Here is a 22,056-nt window from a genome sequence, read left to right as displayed (position 1 = left end):
ACTGCGGCCCCGGAGCGACCGGGACCGGACAAGACCAACTGTCGGGCAACGACCCGGAGGGACACGGATGATCGGACTTGAACATTACCTGACGGTGGCGGCAACGCTGTTTGTCATCGGCATCTTCGGGCTCTTCCTGAACCGGAAGAACGTCATCATCATCCTGATGTCGGTGGAACTGATGCTGCTGGCCGTGAACATCAACCTCGTGGCCTTTTCCAGCTATCTGGGCGACCTGACCGGACAGATCTTCACGCTGTTCGTTCTGACCGTGGCCGCGGCCGAGGCCGCCATCGGCCTTGCCATCCTGGTCTGCTTCTTCCGAAACCGCGGCACCATCGCCGTGGAAGACGTCAACAATATGAAAGGCTGAGCAGATGGAACAGGTCATCGTCTTCCTTCCCCTGCTCGGGGCACTCATTTCCGGCTTCGGCTGGCGCATCGTGGGCGAAAAGAACGCCATGCGCATCGCCACCGGCCTGCTGATCTATGCCTGCTTCTCGTCCTGGGCTGCGTTCCTGGCGCCCACCGGCATGACCAAGCATATCGAGGTGCTGCGCTGGATCTCCTCCGGCACACTTGACACCTACTGGGGTCTGCGGGTGGACCGGCTGACAACCATCATGCTGATCGTGGTGACCAGCGTCTCGACGCTCGTCCATGTCTACAGCTTCGGCTACATGGATCACGATCCGCAGTGGAAAGAGGGCGAGGTCTACAAGCCGCGCTTCTTCGCCTATCTGTCGTTCTTCACCTTCGCCATGCTGATGCTGGTGACCAGCGACAACCTGGTCCAGATGTTCTTCGGCTGGGAAGGGGTGGGCGTCGCCTCGTACCTGCTGATCGGCTTCTATTACCGCAAGCCCTCGGCCAATGCCGCCGCAATCAAGGCTTTCGTGGTCAACCGCGTGGGCGACTTCGGCTTTGCCCTGGGCATCTTCGCGCTGTTCTTCCTGACTGACAGCGTACAGCTTGACGTGATCTTCGCCGCGGCCCCGGAACTGGCGCAGACCCAGATCAGCTTCCTGTGGCGCGACTGGAACGCCGCCGAACTGACCGCCTTCCTGCTGTTCATCGGCGCAATGGGCAAATCGGCACAACTGTTCCTGCACACCTGGCTGCCCGACGCGATGGAAGGCCCGACCCCGGTGTCGGCCCTGATCCACGCGGCCACCATGGTGACGGCAGGGGTGTTCCTGGTCTGCCGCATGTCGCCGCTGATGGAATTCGCCCCGGCGACGCTCAGCTTCATCACCTTCATCGGGGCTTCGACCGCCTTCTTCGCGGCGACCATCGGCCTGGTGCAGAACGACATCAAGCGCGTGATCGCCTATTCGACCTGTTCGCAGCTGGGCTACATGTTCGTCGCCGCAGGCGTCGGGGCCTATTCGGCAGCCATGTTCCACTTGTTCACCCATGCGTTCTTCAAGGCGATGCTGTTCCTTGGCGCGGGCTCGGTCATCCACGCGATGCATCACGAGCAGGACATGCGCAACTACGGCGCACTGCGCAAGAAGATCCCCTATACCTTCTGGGCAATGATGATCGGCACGCTGGCCATCACCGGCGTCGGCATTCCGCTGACTTACATCGGGTTCGCCGGCTTCCTGTCGAAGGATGCAATCATCGAAAGCGCCTGGGCCGGGACCAACCCGATGGCGGGATACGCCTTCTGGATGTTGGTGGCCGCCGCTGCGATGACCAGCTTCTATTCCTGGCGTCTGATCTTCATGACCTTCTTTGGCGAAGCGCGCGGCGACAGCCACACCCATGCGCACGCCCATGAAAGCCCCAAGGTCATGACCGTGCCGCTGGGCATCCTGGCCATCGGCGCGATCTTCGCCGGCATGGTCTGGTACAAGCCCTTCTTCGGCGATCATCACGCGGTGGAATCCTGGTTCGGCATTCCCCACGCCGAGACGGTGGTTGCCGCCGACCATGGCGCTGCGCCGGTAGAAGCTGCCGGGACGACCGACGGCCATGCGCCTGCCGCTGACAGCCATGGGGCCGATGCTGCACAAGATGCCGTGGTCGCCACATCGGCCGCTCCCCTGCAATATGGTGCCATCTACATGGGCCCCGACAACCACGTGATCGACGACGCCCACCACGCCCCGACCTGGGTCAAGGTATCGCCCTTCATCGCCATGTTGCTGGGCTTCGCGCTGAGCTGGCTGATGTACATCCGCCGGACCGATCTGCCGGCCAAGCTGGCTGCCACCAACTGGCCGCTGTACAACTTCCTGCTGAACAAGTGGTACTTCGACGAGATCTACAACTTCGTCTTCATCCGCCCGACCTTCGCCCTTGGCCGTTTCCTGTGGAAGCGCGGGGACGGGGCCACCATCGACGGCGGCATCAACGGGTTGGCCATGGGGATCATCCCCTTCTTCACCCGCCTCGCGGGACGTGCCCAGACCGGCTATTTGTTCACTTATGCCTTTGCCATGGTGCTGGGCGTAGCGGTGCTGATTACGCTTATGAGCCTCACCGGGGGGGCTGAGTAATGGATAACCTGCTTTCGATTGTCACCTTCCTTCCGGCGGTTGCGGCGCTCATCCTTGCGGTGTTCCTGCGCGGCGATGATCCGGATGCGCAGCGCAACGCCAAATGGGTGGCGCTGGCGGCAACCGGGCTGACCTTCCTGCTCTCGCTGTTCCTGCTGAGCGGCTTCAACCCCGCCGACCCCGGCTTCCAGTTCGTCGAAGAGCACGACTGGATCCTCGGCATGAAGTACAAGATGGGCGTGGACGGCATTTCGGTGCTGTTCGTGCTGCTGACCACCTTCCTGATGCCGCTGACCATCGGTGCCTGCTGGACGGTGGAAAAGCGCGTCAAGGAATACATGATCGCCTTCCTGGTGCTTGAAACCCTGATGCTGGGCGTGTTCTGCGCGTTGGACCTGGTGCTGTTCTACCTGTTCTTCGAAGCAGGGCTGATCCCGATGTTCCTGATCATCGGCATCTGGGGCGGTGCCAACCGGATCTACGCCAGCTTCAAGTTCTTCCTCTACACCTTCCTCGGCTCGGTGCTGATGCTGGTCGCCATGATCGCCATGGCGCTGGACGCGGGCACCACCGACATTCCCAGCCTGCTGAACCACCAGTTCGGCTCGGAAAGTTTCAACCTGCTGGGCATCCATGTGATGGGCGGCATGCAGACGCTTCTGTGGCTGGCGTTCTTCGCCTCCTTCGCGGTGAAGATGCCCATGTGGCCGGTGCACACCTGGTTGCCGGACGCCCACGTTCAGGCGCCCACCGCTGGCTCGGTGGTGCTGGCGGCGATCCTGCTGAAGATGGGCGGCTACGGCTTCCTGCGGTTCTCGCTGCCGATGTTCCCGGTGGCCTCGGACATCATGGCGCCGCTGGTTCTGTGGATGTCGGCCATTGCCATCGTCTACACCTCTCTGGTGGCGCTGGTGCAGGAGGACATGAAGAAACTGATCGCCTATTCCTCGGTCGCCCACATGGGTTACGTGACCGCGGGCATCTTCGCGGCCAACCAGCAGGGCATCGACGGCGCAATTTTCCAGATGATCAGCCACGGCTTCATCTCGGGGGCGTTGTTCCTGTGTGTCGGGGTGATCTATGACCGGATGCACACCCGCGAGATCAGCGCCTATGGCGGTCTGGTGAACCGGATGCCGGCCTATGCGCTGATCTTCATGCTGTTCACCATGGCCAACGTCGGCCTGCCGGGCACCAGTGGGTTCGTGGGCGAATTCCTGACGCTGGTCGGCATCTTCCAGGCCAACACCTGGGTGGCCGTCGTGGCGACCTCGGGCGTGATCCTGTCGGCGGGCTATGCCCTGTGGCTGTACCGCCGGGTCGTCTTTGGCGAGCTGATCAAGGAAAGCCTGAAGTCCATCACCGACATGGATCGCCGCGAGCGGGTGATCTTCGCCCCGCTGGTCGCCATGACCCTGCTGCTGGGCGTCTATCCCAGCCTCGTGACCGACATCATCGGCCCATCGGTCGAGAACCTCGTGTCGAACTATCAGACAGCCGTCCTGGAGCGCGTCGACGCCACCCAGGTCGCCACGCATCACTGAGGACGCATCATGATCGGTTCCGACCTCTCTATCATCCTTCCGGAAATCGTCCTGTCGGTTTATGCCATGGCCGCGCTTCTGGCCGGGGCCTATGGCGGCAAGGACAAGCTGGCGCCGATGCTGGTCTGGCTGACCAGCGGGCTGTTCGTCCTGCTGGCCGTCTGGATCGGCCTGGGTTCCGCAACCACGCAGGAGGCCTTCGGCGGGCTGTTCATCGACGATGCCTTCGCGCGGTTCTCGAAAACCGTGATCCTGCTGGCCGCCGCCGCCGTTCTGGTGATGAGCGAGAAATACATGGCCCGGCGCGACCTGCTGCGCTTTGAATACCCGCTGCTGATCGCCCTGGCGACCGTGGGCATGATGATGATGGTCTCCGCCGGAGACCTCATGTCCCTTTACATGGGGCTGGAGTTGCAGTCGCTGGCGCTTTACGTCGTCGCCTCGCTGCGCCGCGACAGCGTGAAATCCACCGAAGCCGGCCTGAAATATTTCGTGCTGGGCGCGCTGAGCTCGGGCTTGCTGCTGTACGGTGCGTCACTGACCTATGGCTATGCCGGCACCACCGATTTCTCGGGCATCATCCAGACCGCCCACCAGGGCGAGATGTCGCTGGGTCTGCTGTTCGGGCTGGTGTTCCTGATGTCGGGGCTGGCGTTCAAGGTCTCGGCGGCACCCTTCCACATGTGGACGCCGGATGTCTACGAAGGCTCGCCGACCCCGGTCACAGCCTTCTTCGCCACCGCACCCAAGATGGCGGCCATGGGGCTGTTTGCCCGCGTCGTGCATGATGCCTTCGGCAATGCCACCGGCGACTGGCAGCAGGTGATCGCGCTGCTGTCGGTGGTGTCGATGTTCCTGGGTTCGGTCGCGGCCATCGGCCAGACCAACATCAAGCGCCTGATGGCCTATTCGTCGATCGCACACATGGGCTATGCGCTGATGGGGCTGGCGTCGGGCACGGTCTTCGGCGTGCAGGCGATGCTGATCTACATGGCGATCTATGTGACCATGAACATCGGCACCTTCGCTTTCATCATGTCCATGAGCCGCAACGGCCTGCCGGTGACCGACATCACCTCGCTCAACGACTTCTCGAACCGTGAGCCGCTGAAGGCGCTGGCGATGCTGGTGCTGCTGTTCTCGCTGGCCGGGGTGCCGCCGCTGGTGGGCTTCTTCGGCAAGTACTATGTGCTGATGGCCGCGCTGGAAGGTGGGCTGGGATGGCTGGCCGTGGCCGGTGTCATCGCCTCGGTGATCGGGGCGTTCTACTACCTGCGCATCGTGTACTACATGTACTTCGGCGAGGCGCAGGAGCCGCTGGACAAGAGCAACTCGCCGGTGCTGACCGTGTTCCTTGTCGGTTCTGCCGCCGCCATGGTGCTGGGTGTCATCAACCTGTTCGGTGTTGAAACGCTGGCCGCTTCGGCCGCCGCCGCACTGGTTCAATAGCATGGCCCCATGGCCCGATGGGGTAGGCCGCCGGGTTCTGGCAGAGGTGGACAGCACCAACGCCGAGGCCGCGCGTCTGGCCCCTGAACTTTCCGGTCCGACCTGGATACTCGGCCTGCGGCAAACCGCAGGCCGTGGCCGTCGCGGGCGTGCCTGGCAAAGTGCCGAGGGCAATTTCGCCGCAACGCTTGTGATGCGCGTGCCGGACGGTCCGGCCGCCGCCGCCCAGCGGTCTTTCGTGGCCGCCCTTGCCTTGCAGGACGCGCTGGCCGAGGCCACCCGCCGACCCGAGGCCATCCGCCTGAAATGGCCCAACGATGTGCTGCTGAACGGCGCCAAAGTGGCCGGGATCTTGCTGGAATCCTCGGGGCAGGGCGGCGCGCCGGGCCCGCTGTGCGTGGGCATTGGTGTGAACCTGGCGCAGGAACCGGACGCCGGAACGCTGGAGCCCGACGCCTTGGCGCCGACTTCGGTCCTGTCGGCCACGGGCATCCGCATCAGCCCGGAAGAGTTCCTGGATCTGCTGGCACCGACCTTTGCCACCTGGGAGACGCGGTTGACCACCTATGGGTTCGACCCGCTTCGGCGCGCCTTCCTGGATCATGCGGCCAAGCTGGGCGAGGTCATCACCGCCCGCACCGCGAAGGACAGCCTGACCGGCACCTTTACCGATATCGACGCGACGGGCGCGCTGGTTCTGACCGGTGCCAAGGGCCGGGTGGTCCTGCCCGCCGCCGACATCTTTTTCTGATCCCAGCGCGGAGGGCGCCATGCTTCTGGCCATCGACTGCGGCAATACCAACACCGTGTTCACCCTGTGGAACGGTGAAAGCTTCGTTTCGACCTGGCGGATGGCCACCAACCACACCCGCACGGCGGACGAGTATTTCGTCTGGCTCAGTTCGCTGATGTCCTCGCAGAAGCTGACCGCCAGCGTGTCCGAGGTCATCATCTCGTCCACCGTGCCACGGGTGGTGTTCAACCTGCGGGTGCTGAGTTCGCGCTATTTCGATTGCCGCCCGCTGGTCGTCGGTCGCCCTGACTGCCTGTTGCCGGTCGATGTGCGTGTGGACGCGGGCACCAAGGTCGGCCCCGACCGGCTGGTCAACACCGTGGGCGCGTTCGACCTGCATGGCGGCGACCTGGTGGTGGTCGACTTCGGCACCGCCACCACCTTCGACGTGGTGGACATGGACGGGGCCTATATCGGCGGGGTCATCTCGCCGGGGGTGAACCTCAGCCTGGAAGCCCTGCACCAGGCCGCGGCGGCCCTGCCGCATATCGACGTGACCATGCCGGGACAGGTGATCGGCAAGAATACGGTGGACTGCATGCAGTCAGGTGTGTTCTGGGGGTACATAGGTCTGGTCAAGGAAATCATCGCCCGCATCCGGGCGGAACACGGCCGGCCCATGAAAGTGATCGGCACCGGAGGGCTTGCCCCATTGTTCCAGCAAGGCGACGTGCTATTTGACGAGTTCGACGAGAGTCTCACGATGCATGGGCTCACGGTGATTAGCAATTACAATAAGGAGTTCGCTGGCCAATGAGCGCGGACCGCTTGATCTACCTGCCCCTCGGAGGGGCCGGCGAGATCGGAATGAACTGTTATGTGTATGGTTACGGCCCCAAGGGCAAGGAACGCTTCATCCTTGTCGATCTGGGGGTGACCTTTCCCGACATGGATGGCTCGCCCGGAGTCGATCTGATCTTTCCCGATATCAGCTGGCTGGCAGAACGGGCCAACCGGCTGGACGCCATTTTCATCACCCACGCGCACGAGGATCACGTCGGCGCGGTGGGTCATCTGTGGTCGAAGCTGAAGGCGCCGATCTATTGCCGCCCCTTCACCGCCAATATCGCCAAGCGCAAGATGGAGGAGCAGGGCCAGCCCGAAAACCTGGTCCGCATCGTGCAGCCTTGGCCCGAGTCCGTGAAGGCGGGACCGTTCAGCGTGTCCTTCCTGCCGATGTCGCATTCGATTCCCGAAACCTCGGCGTTGGTGATCGACAGCCCGAAGGGCCGGATCGTGCACACCGGCGACTTCAAGCTCGACAAGACCCCGCTGGTGGGCGAAGCCTTCGATCCCGAGCTTTGGGCCGAAGTGGCCAAGCCCGGCGTGCGCGCGCTGGTCTGCGACAGCACCAACGTGATGAGCCCGCATGCGGGCCGTTCCGAAGCGACGCTGCCCGAGGAAATCACCAAGCTGATCGCCTCGGCACCGGGCATGGTGGTCGCCACGACCTTTGCGTCGAACGTGGCGCGGGTGAAAACCCTGGCCGAGGCCGGAAGGGCCGCGGGCCGGTCGGTGGTTCTGCTGGGCCGGGCCATGCGGCGCATGGTGTCGGCGGCACAGGAAACCGGGGTTCTGCACGATTTTCCCAAGACCGTTCTGGTCGAGGAAGCGGGCAACATCCCGCGCGAAGGCCTGATGCTGATCGTCACCGGCAGCCAGGGCGAACGCCGGGCGGCCTCGGCGCAACTGGCGCGGGGCAAATACCTTGGGATGTCGATGAAGGAAGGGGACATGTTCCTGTTCTCGTCGAAGACCATCCCCGGCAACGAACGCGGCGTGCTGCGCATCATCAATGCCTTCAGCGAGAAGGGCGTCGATGTGGTCGACGACAGCACCGGCCAGTACCATGTGTCGGGCCATGCCAACCGTCCCGACCTGAAGGAAATGCACGCGCTGATGAAGCCGCAGTTCCTGATCCCGATGCATGGCGAACACCGGCATCTGCGCGAGCATGTGAAGCTGGGTCTTGAAACCGGGCTGAAAGGCGTCCTAGCGCCCAATGGCACCATGGTGGATCTGGCGGGCAACGAGCCCAAGGTGGTCGAATACGTCGAAACCGGCCGCACCTATCTGGACGGCACCGTGCAGATCGGCGCGCTGGATGGCGTCGTGCGCGACCGGATCCGGCTGGCGCTGAACGGCCATGTGACCGTGACCCTGATCCTCGACGAAAACGACGAGCCGCTGGGCGAACCGTGGTGCGAGATCATGGGCCTGCCGAAACAGGGCCGCTCGGGGACACCGCTGACCGAGGTGCTCGAGCACGATCTGGATCAGGTGATGGGCCGGGCCGATGATTCGATCCTGACCGATGACGACAAGCTGACCGAGGCCCTGCGCCGGGGCGCCCGCAACTCGGCCAATGCCGAGATCGGCCGCAAGCCCGAAGTGACCGTAGTCATCAGCCGCCTGGTCGACTGATCGCAAGCGATTGACCCAAGGCAGGGCAGCGCCTTAGCCTTGGGTCATGTTGCGCCCCACCGCCATTCTGGAAACCGTCCTGTACGTCGATCGGTTGGACCGGGCCGAGACCTTCTATCGAGAGGTCATCGGACTGGACCTGCTGCACACCGATCCGCGGATGCGGGCACTGGATGTGAACGGACGCGGCGTGCTGCTGCTGTTCCAGCGCGGCGCGACCACGCAAGACGTGAATACCCCTTTCGGGACCATCCCGTCCCACGACGGGCAGGGGCCGGCGCATATGGCATTTGCCGTCGGCGCCGAGGATCTTGGTCTTTGGCGGGATCGGCTGGCGGACGCGGGGATCCCGGTCGAAAGCGAGGTCGCCTGGCCGCGCGGCGGGCGCAGTCTCTATTTCCGCGATCCGGACGACCATTGCATCGAACTGGCAACGCCGGGGCTGTGGCAGGGGTACTAAGGCATCGGGCCTTGGCGCTCGGCGGCAGCACGCCCCGAAACGGATCGGGGGCGGCCAACCTGTTCAGATTGACCGCCCCCTGGAATTCTCAGTTAGATGTTTGCGCGCCACTCAGCCGGCGCGGCGTTCCTCGAAGCTCAGCGCGATGAAGCTGGGCATGTGGTCGCCCATACCCACGACCTTGCTGTCTTCGCGGTCGTCGTAGCGATCCTTGCGGTTGCGGCCGCCACGGGTCCGGCGCGGGCGATCTTCGCGCGCAGGCTTTTCCGACTTGGCGGGCTTTTCGCGGGTTTCGGTGGCTTCAACAACGGGCGTTTCGACCACTTCGGCGCGCGGTTCGCGGCGCTTGCGCTTTGGCGGCTCGGGCAGATCCGGGCCGTCGATACGCGGGATATCCTTGGCGATCAGCTTCTCGATGGCGTCGAGATTCTTTTCGTCTACAGGGGCGCAGATCATCATCGCCTTGCCATCGCGTCCGGCCCGACCGGTGCGGCCGATGCGGTGGACATAGTCCTCGGCATGGGAGGGCACGTCGTAGTTAAACACATGGCTCACGGCGGGCACGTCCAGACCACGGGCGGCCACATCCGAGGCCACAAGGAACCGCAGGTTGCCATCGCGGAAACCCTGCAGCGTCGCGGTACGCTGCGACTGATCCAGATCACCATGAATGGCGGCGGCGTCATAGCCGTGCTTCTTCAGCGACTTGGCGACGATATCGACATCGACCTTGCGGTTGCAGAAAACGATGGCGTTGGTGCATTTATCCCCTTCGCCGTCGATCATCGCGCGCAGAAGATCGCGCTTTTCCTTGTGTGCCCGGTCGCGGCGGCTGGGTTTGAACATCAGCACGCCCTGTTCGATGGTCTCGGAGGCGGTGGCCTGACGGGCCACTTCGATGCGTTCCGGGTTCGACAGGAAGGTGTTGGTGATCCGCTCGATCTCGGGCGCCATGGTGGCCGAGAAGAACAGGGTCTGCCGGGTGAAGGGCGTCAGCGAGAAGATGCGTTCGATGTCGGGGATGAACCCCATGTCGAGCATCCGGTCGGCTTCGTCCACCACCATGATCTCGATCCCGGTCAGCAGCAGCTTGCCACGTTCGAAATGATCCAGAAGGCGGCCCGGCGTGGCGATCAGAACGTCAACGCCCTTGTCGATCAGCGTGTCCTGTTCCTTGAACGACACGCCGCCGATCAGCAGCGCCTTGGTCAGCTTCAAGTGGGTCGAATAGGTGTCGAAGTTCTCGGCCACCTGGGCGGCCAGTTCCCGCGTGGGGGCCAGCACAAGGCTGCGCGGCATGCGTGCCCGGGCCCGGCCACGCGCCAGCATCGAGATCATCGGCAGCACGAAGGCCGCAGTCTTGCCGGTGCCGGTCTGGGCGATGCCCAGCACGTCGCGCCGCTCCAACGCGGGCGGAATGGCGCCGGCCTGAATGGGGGTGGGGGTCTCGTATCCGGCCTCGGCGATTGCCTTGAGCACCTTCGGCCCCAGGCTGAGGTCTGTGAATTTCGTCATATGCATCCCAGGGATGGCATCGGGCCACCCGTTTTTTTGTATAGGACGCAATGTTCCGGGCGCCCCAGCAAGCAAGGTTAAAGGCGCCCCGAGGACGCCGTGCCGCGTGGTACCCCAATTCTGGCGAGCGGTCAACTTTATGCGGATTTCAGGGATAGTGTGAGGCTTTCGGGGCTCAGGCCGCCGCACCGGCCCGCCGCGCGCCCCTGCGAAAGCTTGTTCCTTCGCGCTCCGGCCCGTACATCTTTTCCATATTTCATTCCGGGGCATCGTGTAGATGGGTCAAAAAAGCAAGCTCACGCGCGAGGGTCAACGGCTGCAACGTCAGGTGCGCAGTGGTGTCCGGGTCCTGCAAACGGCCCTGATGCGCCCGCTCTGGCCGGTTCTGGCGCGCCGAATGGTGCGCGTGCGTCCCGGCCGTCAGCCCCGCACGGATCGGATCGCACTGGTTCTGATTTATCAGCCCGGTGGCCTGCCGGCGTCGCTGTCCGAAACCTTCGATGCGCTGACACGGCACGGTTATGCGCTGTTCTTTGTGGTGAACGGGGCGCTGCCCGAACCCGACCTCGCGGCGTTGCAGGCGCGGGGCATTGCGGTGATGACTCGACCCAACATCGGCTATGACTTCGGCGGCTACCGGGACGGGATCGCCCACCTGCGCGGCAGCGGCCCGCTGCCCGCGCAATTGCTGGTGATGAATGACACGCTGTGGCTGCCGGCCATGGATGGGCCGGACACGCTGGCGGCCTTTGACGCGCTGGACGCACCCTATGCCGCCCTGTGCAACTTCCCCTATCGCCCCGGCCGCGGACGCAATCCGGCGTTGAGCGGGCAGACTTACGCGGCGTCTTTCCTGTTCCGCGTCTCGCGAGAGGTCCTGGACAGCGCCGCCTTCGCCCGCTTCTGGGCCGGTTACCCGCTGAGCGCAGCAAAGGCGCAGGTGTTGGAACGGGGTGAGGTTGGCTTCAGCAAGGCCATGTCCGACGCCGGGTTCCCGCCGCACTGCCTGCTGGATCACAACGCCATCGCAGCCCGAATCCCGGCCCTACCGCGGCCCGAACTAGAGGATTTCCTGCGCCGCCTGCCGGTTCTGAACGCCCGCCTGCGCCCGGCCCATGGCGGGCTGATGCAGCAGCTGGCGGCGGGTACGGCCGATGACAGCGACCTGCGGGCCTTTGCCCGGACGCTGGTGGCGGCGCTGAACCCCTGGGACAGTCACGCCTACTACGGCTTGTTTCGGGGGGATGTGAATTTCATCAAGAAGGCCAACCTGAAGCATCGGGCGAACGCGCGGCGGCTTCTGGATATGGCCGCCGCCGATGGGCTGGCCCTGCGCCCCTGTGTCCGGGATGAGCTTGGCGCCATCGCGGCGCGCGCAGAACCGGGCGGCTGACCGCCGCCCCGCCTGTCAGACCATCATTTCCTTGGTCGCGCTGAGGGTCAGCTCGGGATAGTCCCGCTCGATCCGGTCGATGTCCCATTGCAACCGGGTCAGATACACGTGGTCTCCGTCGTTGTCGGTAGCCATGTGCCCCTTGTTGGTCGAGATGAACTTGTCGAGCGCCGCCTGCGGCCCCGACACCCAGCGGGCCGAGGTGAACTGTGAGCCTTCGAAACGCACCGGAAGCCCGTATTCCAGCTCGATCCGGCTGGCCAGAACCTCGAATTGCAACGCGCCGACGACGCCGACGATGAAGCCCGAGCCGATCATCGGCTTGAATATCTTGGCGGCCCCTTCCTCGGCGAATTGCATCAGTGCCTTGTCCAGATGCTTGGCCTTCAGCGGGTCCAGCGCCCGCACCGATTGCAGCAATTCCGGCGCAAAGGACGGGATGCCGGTGACACGCAGCGCTTCACCCTCGGTCAGCGTATCGCCGATGCGCAATTGCCCGTGGTTCGGGATGCCGATGATGTCGCCGGCCCAGGCCTCTTCGGCCAGTTCCCGGTCGGACGCCAAAAACATCACCGGGTTCGAGATCGCCATGGGCTTCTTGCTGCGCACATGGGTCAGCTTCATGCCGCGCTTGAAGTGGCCCGAGGCCATGCGCAGGAAGGCCACCCGGTCGCGGTGCTTTGGGTCCATGTTGGCCTGCACCTTGAAGACAAAGCCGGTGACTTTCTTCTCATCGGGCGAGATCTGGCGCGGTTGCGCCGACTGCGGCTGCGGCTCGGGGCCGTAGCTGGCGATCCCGTCCATCAGTTCCTTGACCCCGAACGAGTTGATCGCCGAGCCGAACCAGATCGGCGACATGGTGCCATCCATGATCGCCTGCGGATCGAGGCGCGGCAGCAGTTCGCGCGCCATCTCGACCTCCTCGCGCAACTGCTCCAGCTGACCTGCCGGGATGTGCTGCTCCAGCAGCGGATCGTCCAGCCCGTTGATCTCGATGCTCTCGGCGACCTTGTTGCGGTCGGCGCGATCCATCAGTTCCAGCCGGTCGTTGATCAGGTCGTAACAGCCCAGGAAATCCCGGCCCATGCCGATGGGCCAGCTGGCGGGCGTCACGTCGATGGCCAGGTTTTCCTGGATCTCGTCGACGATATCGAAAGTGTCGCGGCTTTCGCGGTCCATCTTGTTGCAGAAGGTCAGGATCGGCAGGTCGCGCAACCGACAGACCTCGAACAGCTTGCGGGTCTGGCTTTCCACCCCCTTGGCGCCATCGATCACCATGATCGCCGCATCCACAGCCGTCAGGGTGCGATAGGTGTCCTCGGAGAAATCCGAGTGGCCCGGCGTGTCCACCAGGTTGAACCGATAGGTCTTGAAATCAAAGGACATGGCCGAGGCCGAGACCGAAATGCCCCGATCCTGCTCCATCTTCATGAAGTCCGACCGGGTGCGCCGTGCCTCCCCCTTGGCCCGCACCTGACCGGCCATCTGGATGGCGCCGCCATAAAGCAGGAATTTCTCGGTCAGCGTGGTTTTCCCCGCATCCGGATGCGAGATGATCGCGAAGGTACGGCGCCGCGCCACTTCGGGCGGCAGGTCTGGGGCATTTTGAGATCGGTCCAACATGGGCGCGATATAGCGAGGCTCGCAGGGCGGGGCAATCAGCAGCGGTTGCCAGCGCCATGAAAAACGCTGCCACCGCGCGCAGCAGCCCGAAACCGGTATCCGCCAAACCCCGGTGCATTCATTCAAAGGGGGGAAGGGTGCCACGGCCACCAGATTTCTTCTTGGCAAAAATACTAAAAAAAAAAGCACCACGCAGTGGTGCCTTCCCCAACCGCCTGCGTTGTCGTCCGGATCCCGCGACCCGTTGCACACCTCAACGGCCCGCGTCTACGATCCCACACGGGGCAGGGAGAGCGACCGGATGAAGACGGTGTTGATTGCCAATCGCAAGGGCGGCTGCGGCAAGACGACGGTGGCCATTACCCTGTCTGCGGCGCTGGCCAATGGCGGCGCGCGGGTGGCGCTTGCGGACGCCGATCCGCAGAAATCGGCGACACGATGGCTGAAACGCCGACCGCCCGAAGCCGCCCCGGTCACCCGGCTGAACTGGAGTGCCGCGAAATCGGTTGGAACGGCCCCGAAAAAGACGGACTGGCTGATCGTCGATGCGCCCGGCGCGATGCAGAGGGACGGGGCGCAGGCCCTGGTGGCAGAAGCCCATTTGGTGCTGATCCCGGTGCAGCCGTCGCTGTTTGATGCCGACAGCACCCGGCGGTTTCTCGACAAGCTGGCAGAGGTCAAGCGCATCCGGAAGGGAAAGGTGCGAATCAGCCTCGTGGCGATGCGGTTGCGGCCCAGAACCCGCGCGGCGGTGCGACTGGAGGCCTTCTTCCAGACCCTTGGCGTGACCCCGCTGGCCCGCATCGGCGAACGGGCCGCCTATGGTGATCTGGCCGAAGCGGGGTTGAGCATCTTCGACATGCCGCAAGCGGTCTACAAGCCTCTGCAGATGCAATGGCAGCCCATCCTGGAGGCGCTGGAATGACCCGTGCCGGGGCCTTCACACAAACGTGAGTCTAATATCTTGAAATTGTCCCGACGCAACGTCATGCTTGGGAACACATCATGAACATCAGGGAGGGATTGCAGATGGATATGAATGACGTTGCCAGAGAACTTGTGGCCGGCTGCCGCGAAGGCCGCGCGGCTGAAAACCTGGACAAGCTTTACGCTCCCGACGCGGTTTCGGTCGAGGCCATGGACAATGGCAACGGGCGCGAAGCGGTCGGAGTCGAGGCGATCCGTGGCAAGCACGCCTGGTGGACCGAGAATTTCGAGGTCCATGGCGGCTCGGTCAGCGATCCCATGCCGCACGGCGACAACAAGTTCGCGGTGATCTTCGAAATGGATGCCACCATGAAAGCCACCGGAGAGCGCAACGAAATGAAGGAAGTGGCTGTCTACACGGTGACCGACGGCAAGATCTCGCACGAAGAGTTTTACTACGGCAGTTGATCGTCATCCGTCGGGCGGGGCTTTCAGCACGCAGCCCGACGGGGATCCTTTTATAGGCCGAGCTTGCGTTTCAGCCGGCTGAGGGCCGATTTCTTCTTTTTCTTCTTGGCGGGCGCCGGTTCGGTCGGCGCAGTTGCCATCCTTGCGCGCAAGGTTTCCCCGCCTTCGAACGGGTTCGGGAAAGCGGCCCGCAGGTCCGGTGACACCCGATAGGCCGTGCGATGCCGCGGCGGGATTTCCACGCCGTCCGCGTAAAGCCCCAGCCCCCAGGGGGCTGACATTTCGGGCCGCGCCTGATCTGCCGCCAGGCGGTTGGCATAGTCCTCTGACAAGGCATCCAGCACCTCGATCTCGGCGCACCACTGGGCTGATTGCGCGTCATAAAGGCCGCGCACGTAACTGCCCTTCTTCAGAAATCCCGAGAAATGGATGAAATCCAGCGGCTCGCCATCCACCAGCACGGTGCCATCCTCGCCACGGGTCAGCTTGCGCTGGAACGTGTTCCACCGGGCCACGTTGTAGGTCGGCCGCCGCAGCACCCGGACGCTGTCGAAGTAGACCGGCACCAGGTCGATCCATTTCTGATCGGTAAACAGGTGCCGCGATTCATCGATCAGGCAGAAGTTACGCAAACGGTGGCGCCACCAGCGAGCGAACTGGCGGCCCTCTTCGTCGTTGCGCACCCCGAAGAAGCCCAGGTTGAACGCCCCGACCTTGAGAAGGCTCAACTCGAAGAACACCCAGGGGTCCTCTTCATGGGGCAGGCAGGCGTGCGGGGTCAGGGTGATGGAGTTCTCTGACAGGCTTTGCCGGATCTCGGTGCAGGGGGAATGCACTTCGCAGTCAGGATCGAAGAACAGAACGCCATCGCAATCGTCGCGCTCCAGCAGCGCGTGCAGGACGAAGGGCTTCGACGCGGTCGCCATCTCCATGACCGTGTGCTGGAAGATCCATTGTTCCAGATCCGGGATCTGCGGGCGCAGGTCTTCCAGCGTCCAGTATTCGTCGAAGCCTTCCTGGGTCGCGTCAAACCCCTCGGGTGCGGCGTCTGTCAGGCAGAAGACAAGCCGCACGTCGGGCATGTGCCTGCGGACAGACTGCGCCAGGATACGGGCGTTCGGGAAATAGTTCAGGGCGCAGGTTGTAAAGACATAGATCACCGGTTTGTCACCTTCTCGACGAAGTCGCGGTATTTTTTCTTGCGCATGAAGTAGAGGCTGAATGGCGGTCGGGAGATCTTCTCGGCCACCGCCTTGGCGCCTTTCAGAACGCTCAAGTCGCCGATCGGCGATTTGTAGATTTCAGCCAATTGCACGTCCGCCATGCCGGCGCGGGTCTTCAGGCCGGTGGGATCATGCACCAGTGCCGAGGCGATCTCTTCGCGCGGATGCCCTTGCGCGGTGGCCCAATCGGCGTCCTCCAGCTTTTGCCAGATGTCCAGAACCGGGGCGATCAGGGTGCTGTCGCACACCGGCAGAACAGGTTCTTTCTTCGACAGGGCCGTGTGGTCGATGGTCGTGGTCGCCGTATCGGCTCCCAGCGACAGGCCCAGCCGGTCTTCGGCCACCTGAAGCGGGTTGATGCCCGCCAGAATGTGATGATGGCCCAGCACGACGCAATCGTCGGGATATTCGGCCAGAAGATCCAGCAGGTGCAGGTTGTGTTCGATCCACAGCTTCAGGGCCAGGTCGGGATCATGGTAGAACCGCCGCGCGATGTTGTCGGTGTTGTGGCTGCGCGCCATCCACAGGGCAGACCGGCGGTTCAGCGACTGCGAGGTTGCCACCGGGTGCCGGTAGACGACAAGGAATTTCAGGCCGGGAACTTCGGCCCGCCACTGGCGCATGAACCGGCACATGCGGGGATCCTTGACCGCCCAGACCGGCTCCTTGGCGTCGCGCGCCGCGCAATAGTCGCGCGCCCATTGCGCCTCTTCCGGGGTGAAGTCGATCGGGCCGTCGGGAACACGGGCCCAATCCGCATCGTTGCGGGCCAGGATGGCATCGTGAAACCGCACAACGGGCCAGTCTTCAAAATGACCGAAGCGGTTGAATTCATTTGCCCCGATCAGGTCGTCGCCCAGCGACAAGCCGCAATTGGCCAGTTGCTGCGCAACCGAGGAAGTTCCGCTTCGGTGAAATCCGGCGACGATCAGACCTGTCATGAAATATCGGGATGCCTTTGTTGGAACATGGGGCCGTTCTGGCGGGTATCCCGACAAGTTACCCACTTTCCCAAATTGCGTAAACACGATACTCAGCAGAGGTGGGAATTGCGAGCCAATGCCGCAGTGCGGTCCTGGGCCGTATCTGACAAGATGCTGAAAACGTGTCAAAAACATGACGATCGGATGTGCCGTGGAAGAGCTGGACACCAGGCAGGATTTGCAAGCCAAAGGCACCGCGCCCAGCCTGGCCTTTTCCTGTGTCGTGGATCGCAATCCGGTGATCGAACGGTCGGCGCTGATCTGGGTCACCTGTTTGCTGGACCTTGAAAACATCGCGCCCGAGAGAATTTTCGTCCACACGGTCGAGACCGATCTGGATGTCCTGCCGCAGCTTGCGGCGCGCGGGGTCAACATCGTCCCGGTGGCGCGTTTCGGTGATGGCAAGTACTGCAACAAGCTGGTGCAGCCGCTCAGCCCGGCGGACTTCGGCGCCGACATCCTCGTGATGAACGACTGCGATATTGCTGCCACGGGGCGGTTCGGCGCAGCTCTTGCGGCCGAAGCGGTGCAGGCCCGGCAGGTCAGCGGGCGTTTTGCCCTGGGCAAGACCGCCGATTTCCCCAACCCGCCGCTGGACAAGATCCGCGCCCTGATGGAGGCGTTCAAGGTCGCCCCGCCCGAGGCGCTGGCGCATGACTCGCTGTTTCATCACGCGCTGCCGCTGGGGTACTTCAATGGCGGGCTGTATGCCCTGCCGGTGGCCCTCTGTGCAGAGTTCGGCGCGGCCTGGCAGGACTGGGCGCTGCGTCTTTTGGGCGATCCGCGCACGGCAAAAATCCTTGAGCAACACGCGCATCATGTGGACCAGATTTCCTTTTACCTGGCCCTGCGCGATCTGAAGCTGCATGCCCATTGCCTGGACGAGCGGTTCAATTTTCCCACCCATTTTCTGCATCCGGAAAGCCGGAATGCCAGCGTCGAACCGGCGCTGGCGATCCATTTCCACAACAATCTCGACGACAAGGGTCTGCTTGGCCTCAGTGGAATCCGGGCCATCGACAGGGATGTGATGCGGGTGAACGACCGGCTGTCCGCGCTCGGGCTGGAAACGGACTGGGACCCGGGGGAAGACAAGCGCTTCCGTTCGTGGCGGTCGCTGGAGACAGGGGTTTCGATGACCACAAGGAACGCGCCACAATTGAAAACGCTGTTGCAGGCAGCGGGGATCGAAACCGCCGAGACCGTGACGGATGTCTGTTGCGGATCGGCGGCGCATCTGGAGGGCCTGACCCCGCGCAGCTATCGCGGGTTCGACCGGCGCGCCCGGATGGTCGAGGTCGCCGGACAGCGCCTGCCAGAGGCCCGTTTCACCACGGGCGCCGCGGATGCGCCAGGGGATCTGGTGCTGTGCCTTGACTTCGCCGAATACGCAGCAGGGTTCGACGCGCCGGATCAGGCGGTGCGGATGCTGGCGGAGCTGACCGGCGACAAACTGTTGCTGTTGGGCGAGCCGCGTTCGTCGGATCAAGGCGATCTGGCGGATCTATTGCGCCAGGACGGGGTGTTTCGCGATGTCCTGCATCTTGGCCAGTTTACCGGCCGCCCCGTGTACCTGGCGCTGAAACGCGCCGGGCTGCCGGAATCCAACCTGCTGGACCTGTCGCGGCCCGAGGCCACGCGCCTGCTGCACTATCTGTACGGGGACAGGGCGACCATTCCGGCGCGGTTCGGGGCCGAACTGGACGCTCTTTCGCGGTTGCCATCGTGGCTTGATGCCGCGCGTGTCGCGGTGGTCGGCGGCGGTTCGGATTGTGCGTTTACCATGGCCGTTGCCTTGCGCGGCGCAACGCTTGTTTCAGCCGCGAACCTTGTCCTGACCGCGGACAGTGCCGCATCAAAGCGGGCCGTCGCCAAGCTCAAGCCGGTAGACTTCCTGTTCGTGTTCTCCGGTTTTGGCGATGACGAACAGACGGGCACGGGCTTGCAACAGGTTGCGCGCAATCTGGTGCCGGGTGGACGGGGGATTGTTCTGGCTGCAACTGCGAAACGGTCCGATGCCCTGCAGCCGGGCAGCGAGGGGGCCGAAACGGGGGCCAAGGTGATCCGCCTGCTGGAAAAGCAGAACCTTGTCCTGACCCATGAGGCGCGGGTGCCCACGCCCTTCGGCACCGAGTTGGACGGGCTGGTGATCGAGGTGCTGAAGCCCCGCGATGGCACGGTTAGCAAGGCCAGAAAATCCCGCACGCCGAAGTTCCTGCGCGATTTCGAACGCAACCTGCGCCATCGGATCAAGGGAAAGAAACCCAAGTCATGACGGATACCCCGCTTCCGGTCACCCTCCGGTTCGAGATCACGCAGGGGGCCGGTGATCTCTATCTGGCCACCGTCAGCATCACGGCCTTGCGCCGGTTTCTGACAGGATCCGTGACCCGGATCGAAGTGGTGATCCCCGATCCCGCCTTGCGGGAGGATGCGCAGAAAAACTGGACTCTGGCCAAGGACGCGCAAGTGAAGTTGGTCGCGGACGCGACCGCCGCCGCCGATGCCGGCGGGATCACCATATCTGGGGCGCCCATCGTGATGCTGACCCGCCCGGTGACGCTGGATGCGGGTTTCGTGATCGAAGGGGGCGGACGCCGTCTGGTCTGCGACGTGGCGGGCACGGGGCAGGGGGATATTCCGGACGGTGTGCAGTCCCTGCCGCAACTGCTGGGCCCTTCGGGTCAGATTCAACCGGCGCAGTTTCCCGATCTCGACGCGCAGGAGATTGCCGATCTGAGCGCCGAGATCCGGCGCTTGCATCACAACGGGTATTTCTGGGACTACCGGTATCGGACCAATCCCGATCTGGGCAGCGGCGTCGGCTCGCGCGGTGTGTTTCAAAGCATCAAGCGCGAGCTTCTGAACCGCAACGTGGTCGCACCGGGCCTGTCGGTGGTGGATATCGGCTGCGGCGATCTTGAGGTCGTCCGCCTGCTGAACTTCAGCCGCTATATCGGGGTGGACGAGGCGCCGCGTGCACTTGAACTGGGGCGGGAAAAGCGCCCGGACTGGGAGTTTCGGCAGGCGCCGCTGGATGTCTCCGGCGGATCCGTGGCCGAGGCTGCCCTGTGTTTCGAGGTTCTGATCCACGCGCCCACGGCGCAAGCCGCCGAGAAACTGATCGACACGCTGGCCCGCGCCGCCAGCAAGCGGATCGTGATTTCGGGCTACGACCACCCGGTGCCGCAAAGCCCCATCGTCTATTTCCATGCCCCGCTGAAAGACATGTTGGGCGCGCTGGAAGGCTGGAAAGCCCCGGTGCTGATCGCCCGCTATGAGAATCTGTCGGTCTATGTGGTGGATCGTGACGACAGCGGCCTGCCGCCGCCGGTTCCCTTCGAGCCCCGCGAGTTGGAGCCCTTCACCTGGGATATGCTGGGTGCGCTGGGGAACAAGCTGGACGGTCTGACCGCGCAGGTTTCGCGTCTTGCTGCGACGGCGCATGCGGCGCAGGCGCCGGCCGCTTCGAATGACGGCGGGACGGGTCAACCAACCGATGCCACGGCCCGAAACCTGAACATGCCTGCGCTGAGGCAAGGTCAGCCGCTGATATCCGTCATCGTGAGTTGCTACAACGAGGCCGCATTCGTCGAGCGGTTGATCGACTCGCTTCGCGCCCAGACCGAGCCCAATTTCGAAGTGCTGTTTCTGGATGACGGATCGCAAGACGAAACCGTCAGCATCATTACATCCCACTGTCGGAAAGATCCCCGGCTGAAGGTGTCTCAGGATGGGCGCAATCTGGGGCCATCCGCACGCCGAAACCAGGGGCTGGATGCGGCGCAGGGGCGCTATGTCTATTTCGCCGATGGCGACGACTACGTCGAAGAAACCGCGCTGGAACGGCTGCTGAACCTGCTGTTGGAAACCGATGCCGAGGTGTCGCGCGGCGCACATTTGTTCTGCACGCCCGACGGTCACAGCCAGATCAACCAGATGGACCAGTACCACCAGCCCGAGGTGTATAGCGTCAGCTATGCCCAGATGCCCAGTCTGGTCTTTCTGTACTCTGCCGCCAACACACTCATCGACCGCCACCTTCTTGTGCGCCACGACCTGCGGTTCGACAGTTCCCTGCGGCTGGGCGAGGACCGGCTGTTCCTGCAACAGGTGTTCGCGGTGGCGCGCGGCATCTCGCTGACCAAGGACATCACCTATCGCTGGATCCGCCAGGCCGAGGGCGGGGCGCATCTGTCGTTCTCGCGCTCGGTCGAGGAACGTCTGGCCTCGGTGCAGGGCTATCTGAGCGGGATCGCCGCCCTGGAGGGCGCAGGGCCGCGCCATCTGGCCTATTCGCAAGCCGCGATGTTCTGGGAACTTTACATCCGCCTGATCGAAACCCCGGATTTGGACGCCCTGACCCCCGAAGCGCGCCAGACCCTTGCAGGGATCGCCGGGACACTGGATTTCTCCGAAGATCTGCTGGGCGACCGCTGCATCAAGGGCTGGGCCGAGCGCCGGGAACCCCGCGCGCGGGAGGTCTATCGGAAATTGCGGCGCAACGGCGGGTTCTGACGGCGGTTGTTGCCGCCGCCGCCGCCCGCGCCAACCCAGCAGCCCAAGCGCCGTCAACAGACCTAGACCGGCACCGGGCAGGGGCACCGCCGTCGATCCGCCGCCGAACAGATTGCGGGTGCGGGGATTGGAATAGGTTTGATCCAGCCCAAGAAAGCCGCGGGTCCGCAGACTTCAGTCCCGGAAGGCCACGCCATCCTTGTCGTTGTCCTGCCCGCCACCGATTTGG

At 63.7% G+C, this 22,056-nt stretch carries 17 protein-coding genes; 13 read left to right on the top strand and 4 right to left on the bottom strand.

Annotated features, from left to right (window positions below; genetic code table 11):
* Positions 1 to 67: 67 nt before the first annotated feature.
* From nuoK to H8B03_RS10800, 8 genes are read left to right on the top strand one after another with little or no spacing between them, the layout of a single operon-like run.
* Complete coding sequence (nuoK, locus tag H8B03_RS10835) at positions 68 to 373, top strand: NADH-quinone oxidoreductase subunit NuoK (RefSeq protein ID WP_193141760.1); 306 nt, start codon at positions 68 to 70, stop codon at positions 371 to 373.
* 4 nt (positions 374 to 377) lie between these two features.
* Entirely contained in the window at positions 378 to 2,507 is a 2,130-nt protein-coding gene (gene nuoL, locus H8B03_RS10830; protein WP_193141759.1) for an NADH-quinone oxidoreductase subunit L, read from the top strand.
* Positions 2,507 to 4,051, top strand: a complete 1,545-nt coding sequence (locus H8B03_RS10825) for an NADH-quinone oxidoreductase subunit M (protein WP_193141758.1) — start codon at positions 2,507 to 2,509, stop codon at positions 4,049 to 4,051. The genes nuoL and H8B03_RS10825 overlap by 1 nt, the downstream gene beginning before the upstream one ends.
* Positions 4,052 to 4,060: 9 nt before the next feature.
* Positions 4,061 to 5,500, top strand: a complete 1,440-nt coding sequence (nuoN, locus tag H8B03_RS10820) for an NADH-quinone oxidoreductase subunit NuoN (RefSeq protein ID WP_193141757.1) — start codon at positions 4,061 to 4,063, stop codon at positions 5,498 to 5,500.
* A gap of 1 nt (position 5,501) precedes the next feature.
* Positions 5,502 to 6,251, top strand: coding sequence for a biotin--[acetyl-CoA-carboxylase] ligase (locus H8B03_RS10815; protein ID WP_193141756.1), 750 nt, complete (start codon positions 5,502 to 5,504; stop codon positions 6,249 to 6,251).
* Positions 6,252 to 6,270: 19 nt separating this feature from the next.
* Positions 6,271 to 7,050, top strand: a complete 780-nt coding sequence (locus H8B03_RS10810; protein ID WP_193141755.1) for a type III pantothenate kinase — start codon at positions 6,271 to 6,273, stop codon at positions 7,048 to 7,050.
* Positions 7,047 to 8,717: a ribonuclease J gene (locus H8B03_RS10805; RefSeq protein WP_193141754.1), complete on the top strand. Its 1,671-nt coding sequence runs from the start codon at positions 7,047 to 7,049 to the stop codon at positions 8,715 to 8,717. The genes H8B03_RS10810 and H8B03_RS10805 overlap by 4 nt, the downstream gene beginning before the upstream one ends.
* Before the next feature lie 46 nt (positions 8,718 to 8,763).
* Entirely contained in the window at positions 8,764 to 9,177 is a 414-nt protein-coding gene (locus H8B03_RS10800; RefSeq protein ID WP_193141753.1) for a VOC family protein, read from the top strand.
* A 111-nt stretch (positions 9,178 to 9,288) separates the two neighbouring features.
* Here H8B03_RS10800 and H8B03_RS10795 read toward each other — a convergent pair whose 3' ends face one another.
* Positions 9,289 to 10,692, bottom strand: a complete 1,404-nt coding sequence (locus H8B03_RS10795) for a DEAD/DEAH box helicase (protein WP_193141752.1) — start codon at positions 10,690 to 10,692, stop codon at positions 9,289 to 9,291.
* Positions 10,693 to 10,969: 277 nt separating this feature from the next.
* Here H8B03_RS10795 and H8B03_RS10790 point away from each other — a divergent pair, with 277 nt between their 5' ends.
* Positions 10,970 to 12,085: a rhamnan synthesis F family protein gene (locus tag H8B03_RS10790; RefSeq protein ID WP_193141751.1), complete on the top strand. Its 1,116-nt coding sequence runs from the start codon at positions 10,970 to 10,972 to the stop codon at positions 12,083 to 12,085.
* A gap of 15 nt (positions 12,086 to 12,100) precedes the next feature.
* Here H8B03_RS10790 and H8B03_RS10785 read toward each other — a convergent pair whose 3' ends face one another.
* Positions 12,101 to 13,708 carry a peptide chain release factor 3 gene (locus H8B03_RS10785; RefSeq protein WP_193141750.1) on the bottom strand — a complete coding sequence of 536 codons (1,608 nt, stop codon included), beginning with the start codon at positions 13,706 to 13,708 and terminating at the stop codon, positions 12,101 to 12,103.
* A gap of 301 nt (positions 13,709 to 14,009) precedes the next feature.
* Here H8B03_RS10785 and H8B03_RS10780 point away from each other — a divergent pair, with 301 nt between their 5' ends.
* Positions 14,010 to 14,633, top strand: a complete 624-nt coding sequence (locus H8B03_RS10780) for a ParA family protein (protein ID WP_193141749.1) — start codon at positions 14,010 to 14,012, stop codon at positions 14,631 to 14,633.
* Between the two features lie 80 nt (positions 14,634 to 14,713).
* Complete coding sequence (locus H8B03_RS10775) at positions 14,714 to 15,103, top strand: nuclear transport factor 2 family protein (RefSeq protein WP_319022469.1); 390 nt, start codon at positions 14,714 to 14,716, stop codon at positions 15,101 to 15,103.
* 50 nt (positions 15,104 to 15,153) lie between these two features.
* Here the strand turns inward: H8B03_RS10775 and H8B03_RS10770 are convergent, their stop codons facing one another.
* Entirely contained in the window at positions 15,154 to 16,263 is a 1,110-nt protein-coding gene (locus tag H8B03_RS10770) for a glycosyl transferase (RefSeq protein ID WP_193141748.1), read from the bottom strand.
* The gene (locus tag H8B03_RS10765; RefSeq protein WP_193141747.1) at positions 16,260 to 17,267 is read right to left on the bottom strand and encodes a hypothetical protein; all 1,008 of its coding nucleotides are present in this window, start codon (positions 17,265 to 17,267) and stop codon (positions 16,260 to 16,262) included. Before H8B03_RS10765 ends, H8B03_RS10770 begins: the two co-directional genes overlap by 4 nt.
* Before the next feature lie 175 nt (positions 17,268 to 17,442).
* Here H8B03_RS10765 and H8B03_RS10760 point away from each other — a divergent pair, with 175 nt between their 5' ends.
* Positions 17,443 to 19,584: a hypothetical protein gene (locus tag H8B03_RS10760; protein ID WP_193141746.1), complete on the top strand. Its 2,142-nt coding sequence runs from the start codon at positions 17,443 to 17,445 to the stop codon at positions 19,582 to 19,584.
* Positions 19,581 to 21,827: a glycosyltransferase gene (locus H8B03_RS10755; RefSeq protein ID WP_193141745.1), complete on the top strand. Its 2,247-nt coding sequence runs from the start codon at positions 19,581 to 19,583 to the stop codon at positions 21,825 to 21,827. Before H8B03_RS10760 ends, H8B03_RS10755 begins: the two co-directional genes overlap by 4 nt.
* Positions 21,828 to 22,056: the final 229 nt, after the last annotated feature.

Origin of the sequence: Meridianimarinicoccus sp. MJW13 (genome assembly GCF_014901205.1) — a bacterium.
Lineage (GTDB): Bacteria > Pseudomonadota > Alphaproteobacteria > Rhodobacterales > Rhodobacteraceae > Meridianimarinicoccus.
This window is presented reverse-complemented; position numbering and strand designations above follow the sequence as displayed.